Genomic DNA, 17315 nt, shown 5'->3' on the forward strand with positions numbered 1-17315 from the left:
GTTGCGACCTCGGGTTTGTGTGGGTGTGCCCGGCAGGGGCATAGCCAGGCCGGCGGTTGCGGGGGTGGCTGGTTGTCGCTGCGCCGGTGAGGCTAGTCGCGGAGGGTGGCGATCGCGGCGACGAGCTGGTCGACCTCGACGGCGTTGGTGTAGTGGGCGAGGCCCACGCGCACCGCGCCGCCCACCTCGCTGACGCCCAGCGTGGCGAACACCCCGCTGGGCACGTCGTCGGCGAACGCGCAGATGCCCAGCTCGGCCAAGCGCAGCACCGCGTCGGTGGCCTTGCGGTCGGCGACGGTGAACGCCAGGGCGGGGATGCGGCGCATGGCGTCGCCCAGGACCATGACGTGGCGCTGGCCGCGCAGCTCGCCGATCAGCCGGGACAGCAGGCCCGCCTGGTAGGACTTGGCGGAGCTGAGCGAGGTGTGCAGCCGCACCCGCCGCGACCCGACCGCTGCGTCGTCGAGCATCGCCAGGTAGTCCACCGAGGCGACCAGGCCCGCCAGCAGCGGGTACGCGTGCTGGCCCAGCTCCAGCCGCTCCGGGCCGTGGGCGCGCGGGTCGAGGTTGGTGGCGGGCAGCCGGTCGAGCACCGCCGGGTCGGCGAAGGCCAGGGCGGCCACCGCGGGCCCGCCCCACGCGCTCGCCGACACGGCCACCACGTCGGCGCCGATGTCGTGCACGTCGATCGGCACGAACGGCGCCGAGGACGACGCGTCGACCACCACGAACGCCCCGTGCTCGCGGCCCGCGGCGGCGATCTTGCGCAGGTCGGGCCGGGTGCCGACGGCACCGGAGGCGGCGGTCACGGCCAGCGCCTTGGTCCGCGGGGTCACCAGGTTCTCGTACTGCCAGGCGGGCAGCTCGCAGGTCTCGATGTCGATCTCGGCCCAGCGCACGGTGGCCCCGGCCCGCTGCGCCACCCGCAGCCAGGGGGCGGTGTTGGCCTGGTGGTCGAGCCGGGACAGCACGATCTCGTCGCCGAGCAGCCACCCGTCGCCGAGGGCCTGGGCCAGCCGGTCGAGCAGCACGGCGGTGTTCGGCCCGAGCACCACCCCGGCCGGGTCGCAGCCGACCAGGTCGGCCACCGCGCGCCGCGCCGCGTCCACGATCGCCTCGGCCCGCTGCGAGGCCGGGAACACCCCGCCCGGCCCGGACACCGGCGCGCGCAGGGCGGTGGACACCGCGGTCGCCACCTGCTCGGGCACCTGCATCCCCGCGGGCGCGTCCAGGTGCACCCAGCCGTCACCCAGCGCGGGGAACAACCCGCGAATCCGAGCGACGTCGAAGGCCATGGCCACACCGTACGAGAGCCGGAGAGGACTACCCTCGGGCGGGCCAGCTTCCTTCTAGGGTGGAGCAGATGAGCCAACCAACGCCAAGCCCCGACCCCGACGAGCAGGGCCACCACGTGATGGTGGTCGGTCCGGACGGCTCGCCGCTGGGCACCGCCCGCATCCCCGACTCCGGCGGCGACGGCCCCGCCGGTGAGAACGTCGGCGACATGGTCGAGCAGCCCGCCAAGGTCATGCGCATCGGCACCATGATCAAGCAGCTGCTGGAGGAGGTCCGCGCCGCACCGCTCGACGAGGCCAGCCGGGTCCGCCTGCGGGAGATCCACATGCGCTCGATCGCCGAGCTGGAGGAGGGCCTCGCCCCCGAGCTGCGCGCCGAGCTGGCCCGGCTGTCCCTGCCGTTCACCGAGGAGAACACCCCCTCCGACGCCGAGCTGCGCATCGCCCAGGCCCAGCTCGTGGGCTGGTTGGAAGGTCTTTTCCACGGCATCCAGACGGCCCTGTTCGCCCAGCAGATGGCCGCCCGCACCCAGCTGGAGCAGATGCGGCGCGGGCTGCCCCCGGGAGTCGGCGGCGCACCGGACAAGGACGCGGGCCCGCACATCCGCGGCACCGGCCAGTACCTCTGAGCCCCGACCTCTGGGCGGGCACCCCCGGGTGCCCGCCCAGGGGTCGGCCGGTCCGGCACCCCCTCGGGTTCCGGTCGGGCGGTGCGGCGCTCCAGCTCATCCACACCGGCCCAGCAGGCGCGCAAGCGCTTTCGGGGGCCGCGCGGCAGCGCCGCCTGCGTGCCCGTCGCGGACCCGCGCACCACCGCGACAACCCTGGCCACCAGAGCGACACCGCCGATCCCGGACAGCGTTCTGGCCGGGCACGCCCCCGGACCCGCCCGGGCCGCGACAGCCCGTTCCAGACCACCGCCCGGGGGAGAAAGCGGTGAATCAGTCACGGCGGACATGCCGCCACGCTCCCGACGACCGGTCCCCGCCCCTGGTGAGGCCGCAAAAGCTCGCCGGTACGCTCAACAGTCGTGCAAGCAATCAGCGCGGTCGAACCAGTTCCCACCACCCCCGTGGTCCACGCCGGGCGTAGCTGGTCGCGGGCCTTCCAGGACATCCGCGAGGGCATCGCCGCCCGCGAGCTGTGGGGCCACCTCGGCTGGCAGGACATCAAGCAGCGCTACCGCCGCTCGGTGATCGGCCCGCTGTGGATCACGCTGAGCATGGCGGTCACCGCCGCGGGCCTGGGCCTGCTGTACTCGCAGCTTTTCAAGGCGCCGGTGCCGACGTTCCTGCCGTACGTGACCGTCGGTTTCATCGTCTGGCACTTCATCCTCGGCTGCCTGACCGAGGGGGCCGACTCGTTCATCTCCAACGAGGGCCTGATCAAGCACCTCCCCGCGCCGCTGACGGTGTACGCGCTGCGCACGGTGTGGCGGCTCACGCTCATGCTGATGCACAACATGCTGGTCTACCTGATCGTGCTGGTCATCTTCTTCGGGGCGCTCACCACCGACGGCTACCTGCTCAGCGAGAGCCCCAACGCCGTGCCGCAGCCCGGCATCGACTGGACCATCGTGCTGGCCGTCCCGGCGTTCCTGCTGATCGCGCTGAACGGCGGCTGGGTGGCCCTGCTGTTCGGCATCATCAGCACCCGCTACCGCGACATCCCGCAGGTCATCGGCGCGCTGACCCAGCTCGTCTTCTTCATGACGCCGATCATGTGGTCGACCGACCTGCTGTCCCAGCGCTTCGGCGAGGGCCACTCGTGGGCGATCCTGATCGCCGAGCTGAACCCGGCGTACCACTTCATCCAGATCCTGCGCGCCCCGCTGCTGGGCTTGCAGCAGAGCTGGCACCACTGGGCCGTCGTCGGCGGCGTGACCATCATCGGGTGGGCGCTGGCCCTGATCGCCATGCGCAACTACCGTGCCCGTATCTCCTACTGGGTCTGAGTGAGGCTTCCGAACATGGTTGGTATCGAGGTCCGCAACGCCTCAGTCGACTTCCCGATCTTCGACGCCAAGACGCGGTCGATGAAGAAGGCGGTCCTCGGCAAGGTCGGCGGCAAGATCGGCACCGAGTCCAAGGTCCCGGTCATCGAGGCCCTGCACGACATCACCCTCTCGCTCAAGGAGGGCGACCGGGTCGCCCTCGTCGGGCACAACGGCGCGGGCAAGTCGACCCTGCTGCGGTTGCTGTCGGGCATCTACGAGCCGACCAAGGGCACCACCACGATCCGCGGCAAGATCGCGCCCGTGTTCGACCTCGCGGTCGGCATGGACCCGGAGATCTCCGGGATCGAGAACATCATGATCCGCGGCCTCTTCCTGGGCATGTCCCGCAAGGAGATGGAGAAGCGGGTCGAGGACATCTCCCAGTTCACCGAACTGGGCGACTACCTGCACCTGCCGCTGCGCACCTACTCCACCGGCATGCGGGTGCGCCTGGCGCTGGGCGTGGTCACCTCCATCGACCCGGAGATCCTGCTGCTCGACGAGGGCATCGGCGCCGTCGACGCGGCGTTCATGGCCAAGGCCCGCGACCGCCTGGTCGACCTGGTCCGCCGCTCCGGGATGCTGGTGTTCGCCTCGCACTCCGACGACCTGCTGTTCGAGCTGTGCAACACCGCGGTCTGGATGGACGAGGGCCGGGTCAAGATGCACGGCTCGCTGCGCGAGGTCCTCACGGCCTACAAGGGCCGCGACCCGTTCGAGCACATGAGCGCGGAGACGATCGAAAGGCTCGGCGAGAAGCTGTGAGCAACCCCGTGGCACGGCTCCCCGAGGGTTCGGTGGTGGCGGTGGTGGTCACCAGGCACCGCCGGGCGCTGCTCGCGGACTCGCTCAAGATGATCGCGGCCCAGACCCGCCCGCCGGACCACCTGGTCGTGGTCGACAACGGCCCGGACGACCCCGCCCAGGACATCGTCGAGTCGTGCCCGGTGCCGACCACCTACCTCGCCTCGCACCGCAACCTCGGCGGCGCGGGCGGCTTCGCCCTCGGCATGCTGCACGCCCTGTCCATGGGCGCCGACTGGCTCTGGCTCGCCGACGACGACGGCCGCCCCGCCGACGAGGCGGTCCTGGCCACCCTCCTCGACGTGGCGGAGGAGCGCGGCCTGGCCGAGGTCTCCCCCGTCGTCACCAACATCGAGGCCCCCTCGAAGCTCGCCTTCCCCCTGCGCCGCGGCCTGACCTGGAAGCGCAACACCGACGACCTGGGCACCGACTTCCTCCCCGGCATCGCCTCCCTGTTCAACGGGGCCCTCTTCCGCGCCTCCACCCTCGACGTCGTCGGCGTCCCCGACTACCGCCTCTTCTTCCGCGGCGACGAGGTGGAGGTCCACCGGCGGCTCCAGCGCTCCGGCCTGCCCTTCGGCACCTGCCTGACGGTCGCCTACCTGCACCCGGACGGCTCGGACGAGTTCAAGCCCATGCTCGGCGGGCGGCTGCACGCGCAGGACCCGGAGAACGAGGTCAAGCGCTACTACACCTACCGCAACCGGGGGTACCTGCTGTCGCAGCCCGGGATGCGGAAGATCGGGCTGCTGGAGGTGTTCCGCTTCGGGCTGTACTTCCTGGGGACGAAGCGGGACCCGAAGGCGTTCGCGCAGTGGTTGAGGCTGGTGTCCAAGGGGCGCAAGGAGAAGTTCTTCCGCTTCTGAGGGGACGCGCACACCGACCAGGGCCGCTGGGTCGCCGCGGGAAACCGCAGGCGACCTGGCGGCCTTGCCCTTGGTGTCCCCCCATCCACATCACCACCTCCTGCGCGACGGTTGTGAACGATTGCCGCGCCACTCACGAAGAAGGGTCCGGGGCCGTGAAGCGCGTACTCGCACTCGTCGTACTGACCGTGACCGCCATCGGAGGCGTGGCTGCCTGCGCGAAGGAGACGACCGGTCGAGCAATCCCGAGCGCCACGTCGCCCCCCGCTGAGGCGACGGCTCCTCCCACCGAGTCCAGCCCGAGTTCGGAACCGGACGGGGCGGAGTCGCCGGCCGCCCTCGATCCGTGTGAACTCCTCACGTCGTCAGCCAGGGACGCGCTCGGGGTGACCGGTGCGGCGCAGCCGGATGAGACCCCGTCGGCCAGGTACTGCCAGTGGGCACTCGGCACGGGCACTGCTGCCGAACGCTTCACCTACGGGGTGGCCGTCTTCCCGGGACTGGGGATCGACAGGGTGGTGGCGGATGGCGAGAAGAAGCCACTCGTGGTCGGTGCGCGCAAGGCCATTGAGTCCCTCAGGTCGGGCGCCACCTGCGCGATCTCCATCGAGGTGACGGAGACCTCACGGGTCGATGTGCAGGCGACCGGTCGGGACGGTGCTTCGCTGTGCCAGAAGGTCCTGGAGGCGGCGAAGCTCGTCGAACCCGAGCTGCCGTAGGCGGGCTTCCGCTCTGAGCGGATCCGCCGGCGGTGAACTTCGGTTGCCGGGCAACGGGAACAGTGCTGTCCTGGGTGGCATGAGTGAATCGCGGCAGGTGTTGGTTCTGCACTTGGCGACCGGCGGGGAACCCCTCGTCTTCGCCGTGTCCACGCGGGCGGGCAAGAGCCTGCTCCCCCGGCTTTCCGTGCTGATGGGTTCCGGTGGGGTGGAGACCACCGAACTGGAGGACGGGACCTCGGTGGCCATCAACTTCGCGCACGTGGTCAGTGCGCACTTCGACGAGTTCCCGGCGCACGCGCGGGTCTACGGGACGCCGAAGAAGGGGACCGGTTTCGGGGGCTGACCCGCGGGACCCCCGCCCGGCGGAACCTGGCCGGGTGGGGCTGGGCGGTGGCGTCAGCGGCGGAAGACGACCGTGCGCAGGAGCACGAAGTTGATCCCGGTACCCACCGCCTGGGCGATCACCCAGGACAGGGCGACCTCCCAGCGGAACGTCGGCAGCACGGCGAGCATGAGCGCGTTGGTGCCGACGTTGACGAAGAACGTCACCGTGTACAGCACGGCGAAGCCGCCCGCCTGGGCCGCGCCGCGGTCGGCGGCGTCGGTGAAGGTGAAGCGGCGGTTGAGGAAGTAGGCGGTGGTCGTCCCGGCGATGAAGCTGAGGGCCTTGGCCAGGTGCAGCCAGGTGCCCGCCTGCAGCAGCAGCCAGTAGAGGCCAGAGTCGACCAGGGCGCAGAAGCCGCCGACCAGGACGAACCGGGTCAGCTGGTGGAGCAGGCCGGGCGGCTTGCTGTCGGTTCGCACGTCGGTCACGGGGGTCCCCTGGTCTGTCCGGTGGCGGCGCCAGTGTAGAACTCCGGCGCGGCTACCCTGGGGCCGGTGGAGCCAGAACAGTTCGAGACGCGCGCGCTGGCGGGCTGGGGGCGGACCGCACCGTCCGTTTCCCGGGTGGCTCGGCCCAGGACACCGGAAGACGTTCTCGCGGCCGTGGCGACCGCCGACGGGCGCGGGGTGGTGGCGCGCGGCCTGGGGCGGTCGTACGGCGACCCGGCGCAGAACGCCGGTGGGCTCGTCCTGGACATGACCGCGCTGCGGCGCATCCACTCCATCGACGCCGACACCGGGCTCGCCGTGCTGGACGCGGGGGTGAGCCTGGACCAGCTCATGCGGGCCGCGCTGCCGTTCGGGTTGTGGGTGCCCGTCCTGCCCGGCACCCGGCAGGTGACCGTGGGCGGGGCGATCGGGTCGGACATCCACGGCAAGAACCACCACTCGCACGGCACCTTCGGCAACCACGTCGTGTCGCTGGACCTGCTGACCGCCGACGGTGCCGTGCGCACGCTGGCGCCGGAGGGCCCCGAGTCGGAGCTGTTCTGGGCGACCGTGGGCGGCATGGGGCTGACCGGGGTGATCCTGCGGGCCACCGTGCGGCTCAAGCACACCGAGTCCGCGTACTTCGTCGTCGACACCGACCGGACCGCCGACTTCGACGAGACGCTGGCGCTGTTCTCCAACGGCTCCGACTCCGGCTACGACTACTCGATGGCCTGGTTCGACTCGATCAACACCGACGGCAGGCTGGGCCGGGCCGTGTTCTCCCGGGGTTCGCTGGCCACCCTGGACGAGTTGCCGAAGAAGTACCGGGCGGACCCGCTCAAGTTCGACGCGCCGCAGTTGCTGACGCTGCCGGACGTGTTCCCGAACGGGTTGGCCAACAGGTTGAGCTTCCGGCTGCTCGGCGAGGTCTGGTACCGCAAGGCGCCGAAGCGGGGGCGCGGGCAGGTGCAGAACCTGACGTCCTTCTACCACCCGCTCGACATGTTCGGGGAGTGGAACCGGGCCTACGGCACGCACGGCTTCCTGCAGTACCAGTTCCTCATCCCGTTCGACCGCGACGCCGAGCTGCGCGCCCTGGTGCGCCAGATCGCCGAGTCGGGGCACGTGTCGTTCCTCAACGTCTTCAAGCGGATGGGCGCGGCGAACCCCGCGCCGCTGTCGTTCCCCCGCGAGGGGTGGACGATCACCGTGGACTTCCCGATCGTGCCGGGGCTGGACGCGTTCTGCGCCCGCCTCGACGAGCAGGTGCTCGCGGCCGGTGGGCGGCTCTACCTGGCCAAGGACTCGCGCACCGACCCGGACACCCTCCAGCAGATGTACCCGCGGCTCGACGAGTGGCGCAAGGTGCGCTCCTCGGTCGACCCGGACGGCCTGTTCGTCTCGGACCAATCACGAAGGCTCGGACTTTGATCAACGCAGTCGGCACCCCCCAGTCCCTGCTGCTCCTCGGCGGCACCTCCGAGATCGGCTTGGCCATCGCGGAGCGCTACGCCGGGCGGGGCAGGCTCACCGTCACCCTGGCGGCCCGCCCCTCCCCCCGGCTCGACGCCGCGGCGGAGAAGCTGCGCGGCCTCGGCGCCACCGTGCGCACCCTGCCGTTCGACGCCCTCGACCTCGACAGCCACCCGAAGCTCGTCGCGGAGGCGTTCGCCGAGGGCGACGTCGACCTGACCGTGCTCGCGTTCGGCCTCCTCGGCGACGCCGAGCAGCTCTGGCAGGACCACGCGGCGGGGGTGGAGCTGGCGCAGGTCAACTACACCGCCCCGGTGTCGCTGGGCATCGCGCTGGCCGAGCGGCTCAAGGCCCAGGGCCACGGCTCGCTGGTGGCGCTGTCCTCGGTGGCCGGGGAGCGGGTGCGCCGGTCGAACTTCGTCTACGGCTCCACCAAGGCCGGTTTCGACGGCTTCTTCCTCGGCCTCGGCGAGGCGCTGCGCCCGCACGGCGTGCACGTGACCGTGGTCCGCCCCGGTTTTGTGCACACGAAGATGACCGCCGGGATGAAGCCCGCCCCGCTGGCGACCACCCCGGACAAGGTGGCCGACGTGGTGGTGGCCGCGGTGCGCGGCCGCAAGGACCTGGTGTGGGCACCCGCCCCGTGGCGGCTGGTGATGTCGGCGCTGCGGCACGTCCCCCGCCCGATCTTCCGCAAGCTGCCCATCTGAGCCGCTCCGCCCCGGGTGCGATTTCCCGGGGCATGGGCACAACAACGTGACACCGCGCCGCGCGTCCCGTAGAAGGGGCGAGGGGGTGGTGAGCGCGTGCGAGTGCGGGTGCTGGGGCCGGTCGAGGTGCGCGGTCCGGACGGGCCGGTGGGGACCGGGGGGCCGAAGCCGAGGGCGTTGCTGGCGGCGCTGGTGCTGCAGGCGCGGCAGGTGGTGTCCGTCGAGCGGCTGATCGACCTGATCTGGGACGAGTCGCCGCCGCCGTCGGCGACCGCGCTGGTGCACACCTACGTGTCGACGGTGCGGCGGGGGTTCGCGGCGGCCGGGCGGGCGGGGGCGTTGTCCACCCGCGCGCCCGGTTACCTGCTCGACCTCGCCGACGACGACAGCGACCTCGGGGTGTTCGAGCGGCACCTGGCGCTGGCGCGGCGGGCCGAGCGGTCGGGTGAGCACGCGGCGGCGGCCGCCGCGTACGAGGCGGGGCTGGCGCTGTGGCGGGGGCCCGCCTTCGGCGGGGTCGACGCGCGGTTCGCCAGGGTGCGCGCGGAGGGCCTGGCCGAGGAGCGGTTGGCCGCCGAGGAGGGGCTGGCGCGCTGCGGGCTGGCGCTGGGCCGCGCCGGGGAGCTGGTGGAGCCGCTGCGGCGGTTGGTCGCGGCGAACCCGCTGCGCGAGGAGGCACGGGCGCTGCTGATGCGGGCCCTGGTGGACGGGGGCAGGCAGGTCGACGCGCTGGGCGTCTACCGGGAGGGCCGCAAGCACCTGCTGGACGAGTTGGGCATCGAGCCGGGTGAGCGGTTGCGGGACCTGCACGCGGCGATCCTCGGCGGTGAGGTGGCCCCGCTGCCCGCGCCCGCCGCGCCTGCGGTCGTGCCGCGCAACCTGCCGCCGGACGTGGGTGACTTCACCGGGCGGGCCGAGCACCTCGACGTGCTGCTGCGGCACGGGGTCGAGCGGTCCGGGCCGCCGATCGTGGTGATCTCCGGGGCCGGTGGGGCGGGCAAGTCGGCGTTGGCGGTGCACGCCGCGCACCGGTTGCGGGAGCACTTCCCGGACGGGCAGCTGTGGGCCGACCTGCGCGGGGGCGACCGGGACCTGGACGCCTTCGAGGTGCTGGGGCGGTTCCTCGGGGCGTTCGGTGTGGCCGGGGCCGACCTGCCGACGACGGTGGAGTCGCGGGCCGAGCTGTTCCGCGGCGCGGTCGCCGGGCGGCGGGTGCTGGTGGTGCTCGACAACGCCCGCGGTGAGGGGCAGGTGCGCCCGCTGCTGCCCGGTGAGCCGGGGTGCCTGGTGCTGGTGACCAGCCGCGGGCGGTTGACCGGGCTGGTCGGTGCCACCCCCGTGGAGCTGGGGTTCTTCGACACGGCGCTGTCCACCGAGCTGCTGAGCAAGATCGTCGGCGCGGAGCGGGTGGCGGCGCAGCGGGCGGCGGCCGAGCGGATCGCCGACCTGTGCGGCGGGGTGCCGCTGGCCATCCGGGCGGCCGGGGCGAAGCTGCTGGCCCGCCCGCACTGGCCGCTGCGGTCGCTGGCCGACCGGCTCTCCGACGAGCGGCGCAGGCTCGACGAGCTGTCGGTGGGCGACCTGGCGATCCGCTCCAGCCTGGGCCTGAACTACGTCGAGCTGACCGCGCGGCAGCGGCGGGCGTTCCACCTGCTGTGCGTGCTCGACCTGCCCGACTTCGGCTGGTGGGCGGCGGCGCCGCTGCTGGACCTGCCGCTGGCCGAGGCCGAGGACGTGGTGGAGCAGCTCGTGGAGCTGCGGCTGCTGGACGTGGCGGGCGTGGACGGCATCGGCCGGGTCCGCTACCGCTTCCACGACCTGGTGCAGCTCTTCGGCGCCGAGCACGCCGCCGCCGACGAACCCGCCGAGCTGGTCGCCGCCGCGGTGTCGCGGACGCTGGGCACCTGGTTGGCGCTGGTGGAGGCGGGGGCGCGGCGGCTGCCGCGGGTGACGCTGGGGCTGCGGCCGCGGCTGGCCGGTGCGGTGGCGGTGGACCCGCGGCTGGTCGAGGAGGTCGAGGAGAACCCGACCGAGTGGCTCCGGTCGGAGACCGCGGCCGTCGTGCGCGCGGTGGAGCGGGCGCACGAGCTGGGCGTCGACGGGGTGACGGCGCTGCTGATCACCTCGCTGCTGTCGTCGCCGTTCGCCGCGCGCAACGAGTTCGACGGGTGGCAGCGCACGCACGAGGTGGCGCTGTCGGCGGCCAGGCGCAGCGGTGACCGGCGGGCGGAGGCGATCGTGCTGACCGGGCTGGGGCAGTTGCACTACGAGAAGGACGACTTCCCGGCGGCGCTGGAGCACTTCCGGCAGGCCCGCGACCACGCCGAGGCGGTCGGCGACGACGCGACGCTGGCGGTGGCCGTCGTCGGCATCGGCACCGTGGGCCGGGACCTGGCCGACTTCCTCGGCGCCACCGCCGACCTGGAGACCGCGGTGCTGCTGGGCGAGCGGGTGGGCGACCCGAGCGTGGTCGCCGCCGCGCACTACGGCCTCGGCGCCATCAGCCGCGACCACGGCGACCTCGACGCCGCCGCCGACCGCCTGCGGCGCTGCGTGCGCCTCTACCGTGACCTCGACGACCGCCGGGGCGAGGCGCTGGCGCTGCGCGGCCTGAGCCTGTGCCACCGGGCCCTGGGCGACTACGCCCGCGCGGCCAACCTGAGCGCGGAGGCCACCGGCATCCTGGAGGCTGTCGGCGACGAACTCGGGGCCACCTACGCCCGCCAGTCCTGGGCCAAGGCCCGTCTGCGCACCCCCGACGCGGGCGGTGTCGCCGACGTGCTGGACGAGTGCCTGCGCGTCAGCACCGGCAGCGGCGACCGCTTCGGGGTGGCGTTGACCACCCGCACCCTCGGCGAGTACCACCTGGCCTGGGGTGAGCGGGCGCGGGCGCGTGGGCTGCTGGCCGAGGCGCTGGGCATGTGGGAGGAGCTGGGGCTGCCGCTGTGGCAGGCCAGGACCCTGCGCGACCTCGCCGCCGCCGACCCCGACCGCGGCGCCGAGCACTGGCGCCGGGCCGCCGCGCTGTTCGCCGAGTGCCGCGCCAGGGAGGCCGCCGAGCTGGCGCAGCGGTCCCCGCAGAGCTGGCTGGCGGAGGTTCGCGCCCACCTATAGGCGACTTGTAGCCGGTGCGGCGAACCTTCTCCCACTGAACGGGACCGGGAGGGGGGAGACCGCAGATGGCCCGCGTCGCGCCGACGACACCCATCAGCCGTGGTGAGGTGATCGAGCGCGCCGAGAGCTGGCTGCGGCCGTCCGTGCCCCACAGCTCCACCAGGTTCCACCAGAACGAGTACGGGATCTACCGCACCGACTGCTCGGGCTATGTCTCGATGGCCTGGGGATTGCCCGGTGTCCCACCCGACCTGCGCGGGGGACTCGACGCGGCGGGGCTGGCCTCGGTCAGCACCAGGATCGACCGCGACGAGTTGCTGGCGGGCGACGCGCTCATCCGCGTCGGGGACGACGGGCACCCCGGCCACGTCATCGTGTTCCACGAGTGGGCCGGTGGCGATCGAGTGGCTTACTGGGGGTTCGAGCAGTCGGCGGAGGTGGGCACCACCCACCGGGTGGTCCCGTACCCGGACGGCGACGGCGCGGCAGGGGGGTTGTACCTGCCGCGCCGGTACGCCGGGATCACCGTGCCCGCCTGAGCGGCGGACCGGTCAGAGGTAGACCGACAGCGCCAGGCAGGCCACCCAGGCCACGCCCAGCACCTGGAGCACCCGGTCCTTCAACGCGATGTCCTCCGGTTCGCCCGCCTGCCCGCCGTCCACGTCGACCGCGTAGCGCAGGACCGCGACGACGAACGGGACGATCGAGATGACCGCCCAGATCGAGTTCGTGGGGCTCTCGGTGCGGATCTCGAAGGCCCACAGCGAGTAGGTCGTGATCATGACGGCGGCGGCGGTGGCCCACACGAACCGCAGGTAGCTGGCGGAGTACTTGGCCAGCGAGGAGCGGATCTTGGCGCCGGTCTTCTCGAACAGGATCACCTCGGCGTACCGCTTGCCGGAGACCATGAACAGCGAACCGAACGCCGTGACCAGCAGGAACCACTGCGACAGGGTGATCCCGGCCGCGACCCCGCCCGCGATCGAGCGCAGCAGGAAGCCGGAGGCGACCACGCACAGGTCGATCACCGTCTGGTGCTTGAGGCCCAGGCAGTAGCCCAGTTGCACGGCCGCGTACACCGCCAGCACGACGAGCAGCTCCCAGCCCGCCAGCAGCCCGACGCCCAGCGACACCAGGAACAGCACCACCGACGCCGCGTACGCCAGCCGCACCGGCACGATCCCGGCGGCGATGGGGCGGTTGCGCTTGGTGGGGTGCTCCCGGTCGGCCTCGACGTCGATGGCGTCGTTGACCAGGTACACCGCCGAGGAGACCAGGCAGAACGCGACGAACGCGATGCCCGCGTCCAGCAGCACCCGGCCCTCGAACACCCGCCCGCCCGCGAACGGGGCGGCGAGCACGAGCACGTTCTTGACCCACTGCCGCGGTCGCGCGGTGCGGACCAGGCCGCGCAGCGTGCCGCCCGCCCCGGCGGGCCGGGCGTCCTGCTGCTCGGGGGTCACCTTCGCCTTCGCCGAACTGGTCATTTCCGCTCCAGCCTGCGTCGGAGCAGTGCGCCGAGGAGACCGCCGAGGGCGGAGCCCGCGAGCACGTCGGTCGGGTAGTGCACGCCGAGGACCAGGCGCGAGAGCAGCATCGGCGGCACCAGCAGCGGCACCAGCCTGCGGCCGGTCAGCCCGGAGAACAGCACCGCGGCGGCCGTGGTGGAGGTGGCGTGCGAGGACGGGAAGCTCAGCTTGCTCGGCGTGCCGACCAGGACCCGCACCGACGGGTCGTCCGGGCGGGGGCGCCGCACCACGCGCTTGACCGCGATCGACGCCCCGTGCGCGGCGACGACCCCGGCGGAGGCGATCAGCCAGTCCCGGCGCCTGCGCCGGTCCAGCGCCGCGCCGAGCAGGCCGAGGCCGAACCAGCCCGCGCTGTGCTCACCGAACAGCGACAGCCCGCGGGCGGCCTTGACCACGGCCGGGTGTCCGATGGTGCCCTGCACCTGGCTCAGCGCGGCGGTCTCGGCCGAGCCTGCGTTGCGGTCCATGCATGTCCTTCCGGGTGGCGCCCCACCCCGGCCGGGGGCGTCGGGGCGGGCCGCCTCGGTGTGGTCAGCCGTCGAGGGAGCCGTCGAGCGGCGCCCCGTCGGTCAGGTGGGGGGCGATCTTGTTGTCGAACACCGACAGCGCCGAACCGATCGCCATGTGCATGTCGAGGTACTGGTAGGTGCCCAGCCGCCCGCCGAAGATGATGTTCTTCGACGCCGCCTCCGCCTTGGCCAGCTCGCGGTACTTCGCCAGCTTCGCGCGGTCGTCGGGGGTGTTGATCGGGTAGTACGGCTCGTCGCCGGACTCCGCGAAGCGGGAGTACTCGCGGACGATGACCGTCTTGTCCGTCGGGTAGTTCGTGCGCTCCGGGTGGAAGTGCCGGAACTCGTGGATGCGGGTGTAGGGGACTTCCTCGTCGTTGTAGTTCATGACGGGGGTTCCCTGGAAGTCGCCGACCGGGAGGACCTCGGTCTCGAAGTCCAGGGTGCGCCAGCCCAGTTCCCCGGCGGCGTAGTCGAAGTAGCGGTCCACCGGTCCGGTGTAGACGGTCGGGGTGCCCGCCGGGATCGACCCGCGCACGTCGAAGTAGTCGGTGTCGAGCCGGACCTCGATCAGCTCGTGCGCGGCCATCTTCTCCAGCCACGCGGTGTAGCCGTCGACCGGCAGGCCCTCGTAGGTGTCGTTGAAGTACCGGTTGTCGAAGGTGTAGCGCACCGGCAGGCGGTTGATGACCGAAGTGCCCAGTTCCTTGGGGTCGGTCTGCCACTGCTTGGCGGTGTAGCCGCGGATGAACGCCTCGTAGAGCGGGCGCCCGATCAGCGAGATCGCCTTCTCCTCCAGGTTGCGCGCCTTGTCGGTGTCGAACTCCGCCGCCTGCTTGGCGATCAGCTCGCGCGCCTCGTCCGGGCTGTGCGACCTGCCGAAGAAGCTGTTGATCAGGGCCAGGTTCATCGGGAACGAGTAGACCTGGTCCCGCACCCGCGCGAACACGCGGTGCTGGTAGCCGGTGAACTCGGTGAACTGGTTCACGTAGTCCCACACCCGCTTGTTGGAGGTGTGGAACAGGTGCGCGCCGTAGCGGTGCACCTCGATGCCGGTCTCCGGCTCGGGCTCGGAGTACGCGTTGCCGCCGATGTGCGACCGGCGGTCGAGCACCAGCACGCGCTTGCCGAGCTGCGACGCCGACCGCTCGGCGATCGTCAGGCCGAAGAAACCGGCCCCGACCACGATCAGGTCGTATCCGTCGAAGTTGTCTTTGGGGTCTGCCACCGGGCTCACGGGGGCTCAGGCTACCCGCGTGACGCGCTGTGCCCGACGGCGCGGTGTCCCGGCCCCGACCGCCCCGGTCACCGCCCCGCTCACCCCTGCGACCGGCGCTCGTCGCAGGCGCCGAGGGAGTCCGGTCCACCGGCGTCGGGCAGCGCGCTCGCCCGGCCGCCCAGCACCGGCAGCACGTCGGCGGCGACCTGCTCCAGCGTGGTCTCCCGCCCGGTGTAGGGCCCGTCCGGCCGCGGCCAGTGCGTCACCACGTCGGTGAACCCGGCCGCCGCGGCCCGCCCCACGTGCTCGTGGAACGCCTCGACGCTGCTCAGCGAGAACAGCGGGGACGCGTCGACGCTGACGTACCGGTCGACGGTCGACCGGTCGCGGCCGTGCGCGGCCAACACCTCGTCGAACCGCTCGGCGCACTCGGTGACGCCCTTCCACCACCGCTCGACGTCGTCCGCGCCGGGCTTGCCGGTGGTCACCCAGCCCTGCCCGAACCGGGCGGCGGTCGCCATGGCCCGCGGGCCGTTCGCCGCCACCAGGAACGGCACCCGGGGTCGCTGCACGCACCCGGGGGCGCTGCGGGCCTCGGCGGCGGAGAACCACTCGCCGGAGTAGGTGGTGCGCGGCTGGGTCAGCAGCTTGTCGGTCAGCTCCACGAACTCGGCGAACCGGTCGCTGACCTGCCGGGGGCTGGTGGTGTCCGGCTCCCCCAGGACCGTCCGGTCGTACCCGCCCGCGCCGCTGGCGCCGGACCCGAGGCCCAGCATGAACCGCCCGTCGGAGATGTCGTCGAGGGCCAGCACCTGCCGGGCGAAGGGCACCGGGTGCCGGAAGTGCGGGGTGGCGACCAGCGTGCCGAGCCGGATGGTCGAGGTCACCATGGCCGCCGCGGTCAGCGTGGGCACGGCGTCGAACCACGGTCCGTCGACCAGGGTCCGCCACCCCAGGTGGTCGTAGGTCCAGGCGTGGTCGAAGCCGTACTCGTCCGCCCCCCGCCACCGGGGTTCCGCGGCCCACCAACGATGCTCGGGAAGGATCACGATGCCTACGCGCACCGAACGAACGTACCGGTAGGTACGGGTGTTTGGTGAGCAGGTAACCAAGCCCACCCCGGCCCGTTCCCCCGGTGTTGCAGGATGGTTTCCGTGGACACCCCCCGACTCGTCGCCTCCGACATCGACGGCACCCTGCTCGACCCCTACGAGCAGCTCACGGTGCGCACCCTGTCGGCCATCACCCGCGTCCGAGCAGCCGGGGCGCCGTTCGTCCTGGTCAGCGGGCGCCCCCCGCGCTGGATCCCCCCGGTGGCCGAGGCGGCGGGCCTCGACGGCTACGCGGTCTGCGCCAACGGCGCGATCGTCTACGACATCGGCACCGGCGAGATCGTCACCAGCCACGGCCTGGACCCGCTCCTGCTCGCCGACGTGACGCACGCGCTGGAGAAGGTGCTTCCCGGCATCCAGGTGGCCACCGAACGCGCGGTCTCCGGCCAGATCCCCGGCCGCGAGGCGTTCGCCACCGAAGCGGGCTACTCCAACCCGTGGGGCGACGTGGAGAACAACACCAAGCCCCGGGCCGAGGTCCTGGGCCACCCGGCCACGAAGCTGCTGGTCCGCCACCAGGGCATGACCAGCGCGGAAATGGCCCTCGCCGCCGTGGAACTCCTGGGCGAGTCGGTGGATGTGACCTACTCCACGAACCGGGGCCTGATCGAGATCGCCGCCCCCGGGGTGACGAAGGCCAGCGGCCTGGCCGAGGTCGCAGCACTGGCCGGGGTGGAGGCCGACCGGGTGGTGGCCTTCGGCGACATGCCGAACGACATCGAGATGCTGCGCTGGGCGGGCCTGGGCGTGGCCATGTCCAACGCCCACGACGACGTCAAGGCGGCAGCGGACGAGGTGGCGGGCTCCAACGCCGACGACGGCGTGGCGGAGGTCCTGGAACGCTGGTTCTGACACGCCGCCGCAACGGCGCAGCCGCACGGCGGGCGCAGCAGGCGGGCGCAGCCGACCCTGCAGGTGGGCGGCACGCGCCACGGCGCCTGGACGGCGGCGGACGCGGGCGACCCGGGTGAGCGAGCGGCATCCGGCACAGCGGCGGGCGGGCAATGGCAGGCGCAGCCGCCCGACAGGTGGGCGGCGCCGCCCGACGCGGCGGCACGACGGCTGAGCAGCGGCGGGCGCAGCCGACCCGGCAGGTGGGCGGGAGATACCCGGCATGACAGCCGATCGGCGGCAGGCGCAGCCGCACGGC

The 17315-nt window shown here is 72.6% G+C and carries 17 protein-coding genes; 11 read left to right on the top strand and 6 right to left on the bottom strand.

Annotated elements, in window-relative coordinates; all coding sequences use genetic code 11:
• Positions 1-92 precede the first annotated feature (92 nt).
• The gene (locus tag L6E12_RS03410; protein ID WP_236226393.1) at positions 93-1295 is read right to left on the bottom strand and encodes a cysteine desulfurase-like protein; all 1203 of its coding nucleotides are present in this window, start codon (positions 1293-1295) and stop codon (positions 93-95) included.
• 68 nt (positions 1296-1363) lie between these two features.
• On the opposite strand from L6E12_RS03410, the gene L6E12_RS03415 reads away from it, so the two are divergent.
• The 6 genes from L6E12_RS03415 to L6E12_RS03440 all read left to right on the top strand — a co-directional run bounded on the left by L6E12_RS03415 (position 1364) and on the right by L6E12_RS03440 (position 6026).
• Positions 1364-1924, top strand: a complete 561-nt coding sequence (locus L6E12_RS03415; protein ID WP_236226394.1) for a bacterial proteasome activator family protein — start codon at positions 1364-1366, stop codon at positions 1922-1924.
• Positions 1925-2325: 401 nt separating this feature from the next.
• Positions 2326-3249, top strand: coding sequence for an ABC transporter permease (locus L6E12_RS03420; RefSeq protein WP_236226395.1), 924 nt, complete (start codon positions 2326-2328; stop codon positions 3247-3249).
• A 15-nt stretch (positions 3250-3264) separates the two neighbouring features.
• Complete coding sequence (locus L6E12_RS03425; RefSeq protein WP_035282852.1) at positions 3265-4056, top strand: ABC transporter ATP-binding protein; 792 nt, start codon at positions 3265-3267, stop codon at positions 4054-4056.
• A complete protein-coding gene (locus tag L6E12_RS03430) occupies positions 4053-4961 on the top strand; it encodes a glycosyltransferase (protein WP_236226396.1) in 909 nt (302 codons plus the stop codon). The genes L6E12_RS03425 and L6E12_RS03430 overlap by 4 nt, the downstream gene beginning before the upstream one ends.
• A gap of 155 nt (positions 4962-5116) precedes the next feature.
• Positions 5117-5680: a DUF3558 domain-containing protein gene (locus L6E12_RS03435; protein WP_236226397.1), complete on the top strand. Its 564-nt coding sequence runs from the start codon at positions 5117-5119 to the stop codon at positions 5678-5680.
• 79 nt (positions 5681-5759) lie between these two features.
• Positions 5760-6026, top strand: coding sequence for a hypothetical protein (locus L6E12_RS03440; protein WP_236226398.1), 267 nt, complete (start codon positions 5760-5762; stop codon positions 6024-6026).
• Between the two features lie 53 nt (positions 6027-6079).
• Here the strand turns inward: L6E12_RS03440 and L6E12_RS03445 are convergent, their stop codons facing one another.
• Positions 6080-6496 (bottom strand): GtrA family protein, encoded by a 417-nt coding sequence (locus L6E12_RS03445; protein WP_236226399.1) that lies wholly within the window; start codon positions 6494-6496, stop codon positions 6080-6082.
• A 66-nt stretch (positions 6497-6562) separates the two neighbouring features.
• On the opposite strand from L6E12_RS03445, the gene L6E12_RS03450 reads away from it, so the two are divergent.
• The 4 genes from L6E12_RS03450 (at position 6563) to L6E12_RS03465 (ending at position 12335) form a co-directional block, all read left to right on the top strand.
• Positions 6563-7930: an FAD-binding oxidoreductase gene (locus L6E12_RS03450; RefSeq protein WP_236226400.1), complete on the top strand. Its 1368-nt coding sequence runs from the start codon at positions 6563-6565 to the stop codon at positions 7928-7930.
• Positions 7927-8682 carry a decaprenylphospho-beta-D-erythro-pentofuranosid-2-ulose 2-reductase gene (locus tag L6E12_RS03455; protein WP_236226401.1) on the top strand — a complete coding sequence of 252 codons (756 nt, stop codon included), beginning with the start codon at positions 7927-7929 and terminating at the stop codon, positions 8680-8682. Before L6E12_RS03450 ends, L6E12_RS03455 begins: the two co-directional genes overlap by 4 nt.
• Positions 8683-8778: 96 nt before the next feature.
• Positions 8779-11796 (top strand): BTAD domain-containing putative transcriptional regulator, encoded by a 3018-nt coding sequence (locus L6E12_RS03460; RefSeq protein ID WP_308074018.1) that lies wholly within the window; start codon positions 8779-8781, stop codon positions 11794-11796.
• A gap of 65 nt (positions 11797-11861) precedes the next feature.
• Complete coding sequence (locus L6E12_RS03465) at positions 11862-12335, top strand: hypothetical protein (protein WP_236226402.1); 474 nt, start codon at positions 11862-11864, stop codon at positions 12333-12335.
• A 12-nt stretch (positions 12336-12347) separates the two neighbouring features.
• On the opposite strand, the gene L6E12_RS03470 is transcribed toward L6E12_RS03465, so the two are convergent.
• The 4 genes from L6E12_RS03470 to L6E12_RS03485 form a co-directional block, all read right to left on the bottom strand.
• Positions 12348-13283, bottom strand: a complete 936-nt coding sequence (locus L6E12_RS03470; RefSeq protein WP_236226403.1) for a decaprenyl-phosphate phosphoribosyltransferase — start codon at positions 13281-13283, stop codon at positions 12348-12350.
• Positions 13280-13792, bottom strand: coding sequence for a phosphatase PAP2 family protein (locus L6E12_RS03475; RefSeq protein WP_236226404.1), 513 nt, complete (start codon positions 13790-13792; stop codon positions 13280-13282). Before L6E12_RS03475 ends, L6E12_RS03470 begins: the two co-directional genes overlap by 4 nt.
• A 64-nt stretch (positions 13793-13856) precedes the next feature.
• Entirely contained in the window at positions 13857-15071 is a 1215-nt protein-coding gene (glf, locus tag L6E12_RS03480; protein ID WP_236226405.1) for a UDP-galactopyranose mutase, read from the bottom strand.
• Positions 15072-15151: 80 nt separating this feature from the next.
• Positions 15152-16117: an LLM class flavin-dependent oxidoreductase gene (locus tag L6E12_RS03485; RefSeq protein WP_236226406.1), complete on the bottom strand. Its 966-nt coding sequence runs from the start codon at positions 16115-16117 to the stop codon at positions 15152-15154.
• Positions 16118-16207: 90 nt separating this feature from the next.
• Between L6E12_RS03485 and L6E12_RS03490 the strand changes: the two genes are divergently transcribed.
• On the top strand, positions 16208-17017 hold the full coding sequence (locus L6E12_RS03490; protein WP_236226407.1) for an HAD family hydrolase: 810 nt from the start codon (positions 16208-16210) through the stop codon (positions 17015-17017).
• The last annotated feature ends 298 nt before the right edge of the window (positions 17018-17315 follow it).

The sequence above is a fragment of the Actinokineospora sp. PR83 genome, assembly GCF_021056305.1.
Classification (GTDB): Bacteria; Actinomycetota; Actinomycetes; order Mycobacteriales; family Pseudonocardiaceae; genus Actinokineospora; species Actinokineospora spheciospongiae.

What these genes read in the sequence shown, in the direction of transcription:
- L6E12_RS03410 (WP_236226393.1), bottom strand. Translation starts at nt 1,295, where the DNA reads ATGGCCTTCGACGTCGCTCGGATTCGCGGGTTGTTCCCCGCGCTGGGT.
- L6E12_RS03415 (WP_236226394.1), top strand. Translation starts at nt 1,364, where the DNA reads ATGAGCCAACCAACGCCAAGCCCCGACCCCGACGAGCAGGGCCACCAC.
- L6E12_RS03425 (WP_035282852.1), top strand. Translation starts at nt 3,265, where the DNA reads ATGGTTGGTATCGAGGTCCGCAACGCCTCAGTCGACTTCCCGATCTTC.
- L6E12_RS03440 (WP_236226398.1), top strand. Translation starts at nt 5,760, where the DNA reads ATGAGTGAATCGCGGCAGGTGTTGGTTCTGCACTTGGCGACCGGCGGG.
- L6E12_RS03465 (WP_236226402.1), top strand. Translation starts at nt 11,862, where the DNA reads ATGGCCCGCGTCGCGCCGACGACACCCATCAGCCGTGGTGAGGTGATC.
- L6E12_RS03470 (WP_236226403.1), bottom strand. Translation starts at nt 13,283, where the DNA reads ATGACCAGTTCGGCGAAGGCGAAGGTGACCCCCGAGCAGCAGGACGCC.
- L6E12_RS03475 (WP_236226404.1), bottom strand. Translation starts at nt 13,792, where the DNA reads ATGGACCGCAACGCAGGCTCGGCCGAGACCGCCGCGCTGAGCCAGGTG.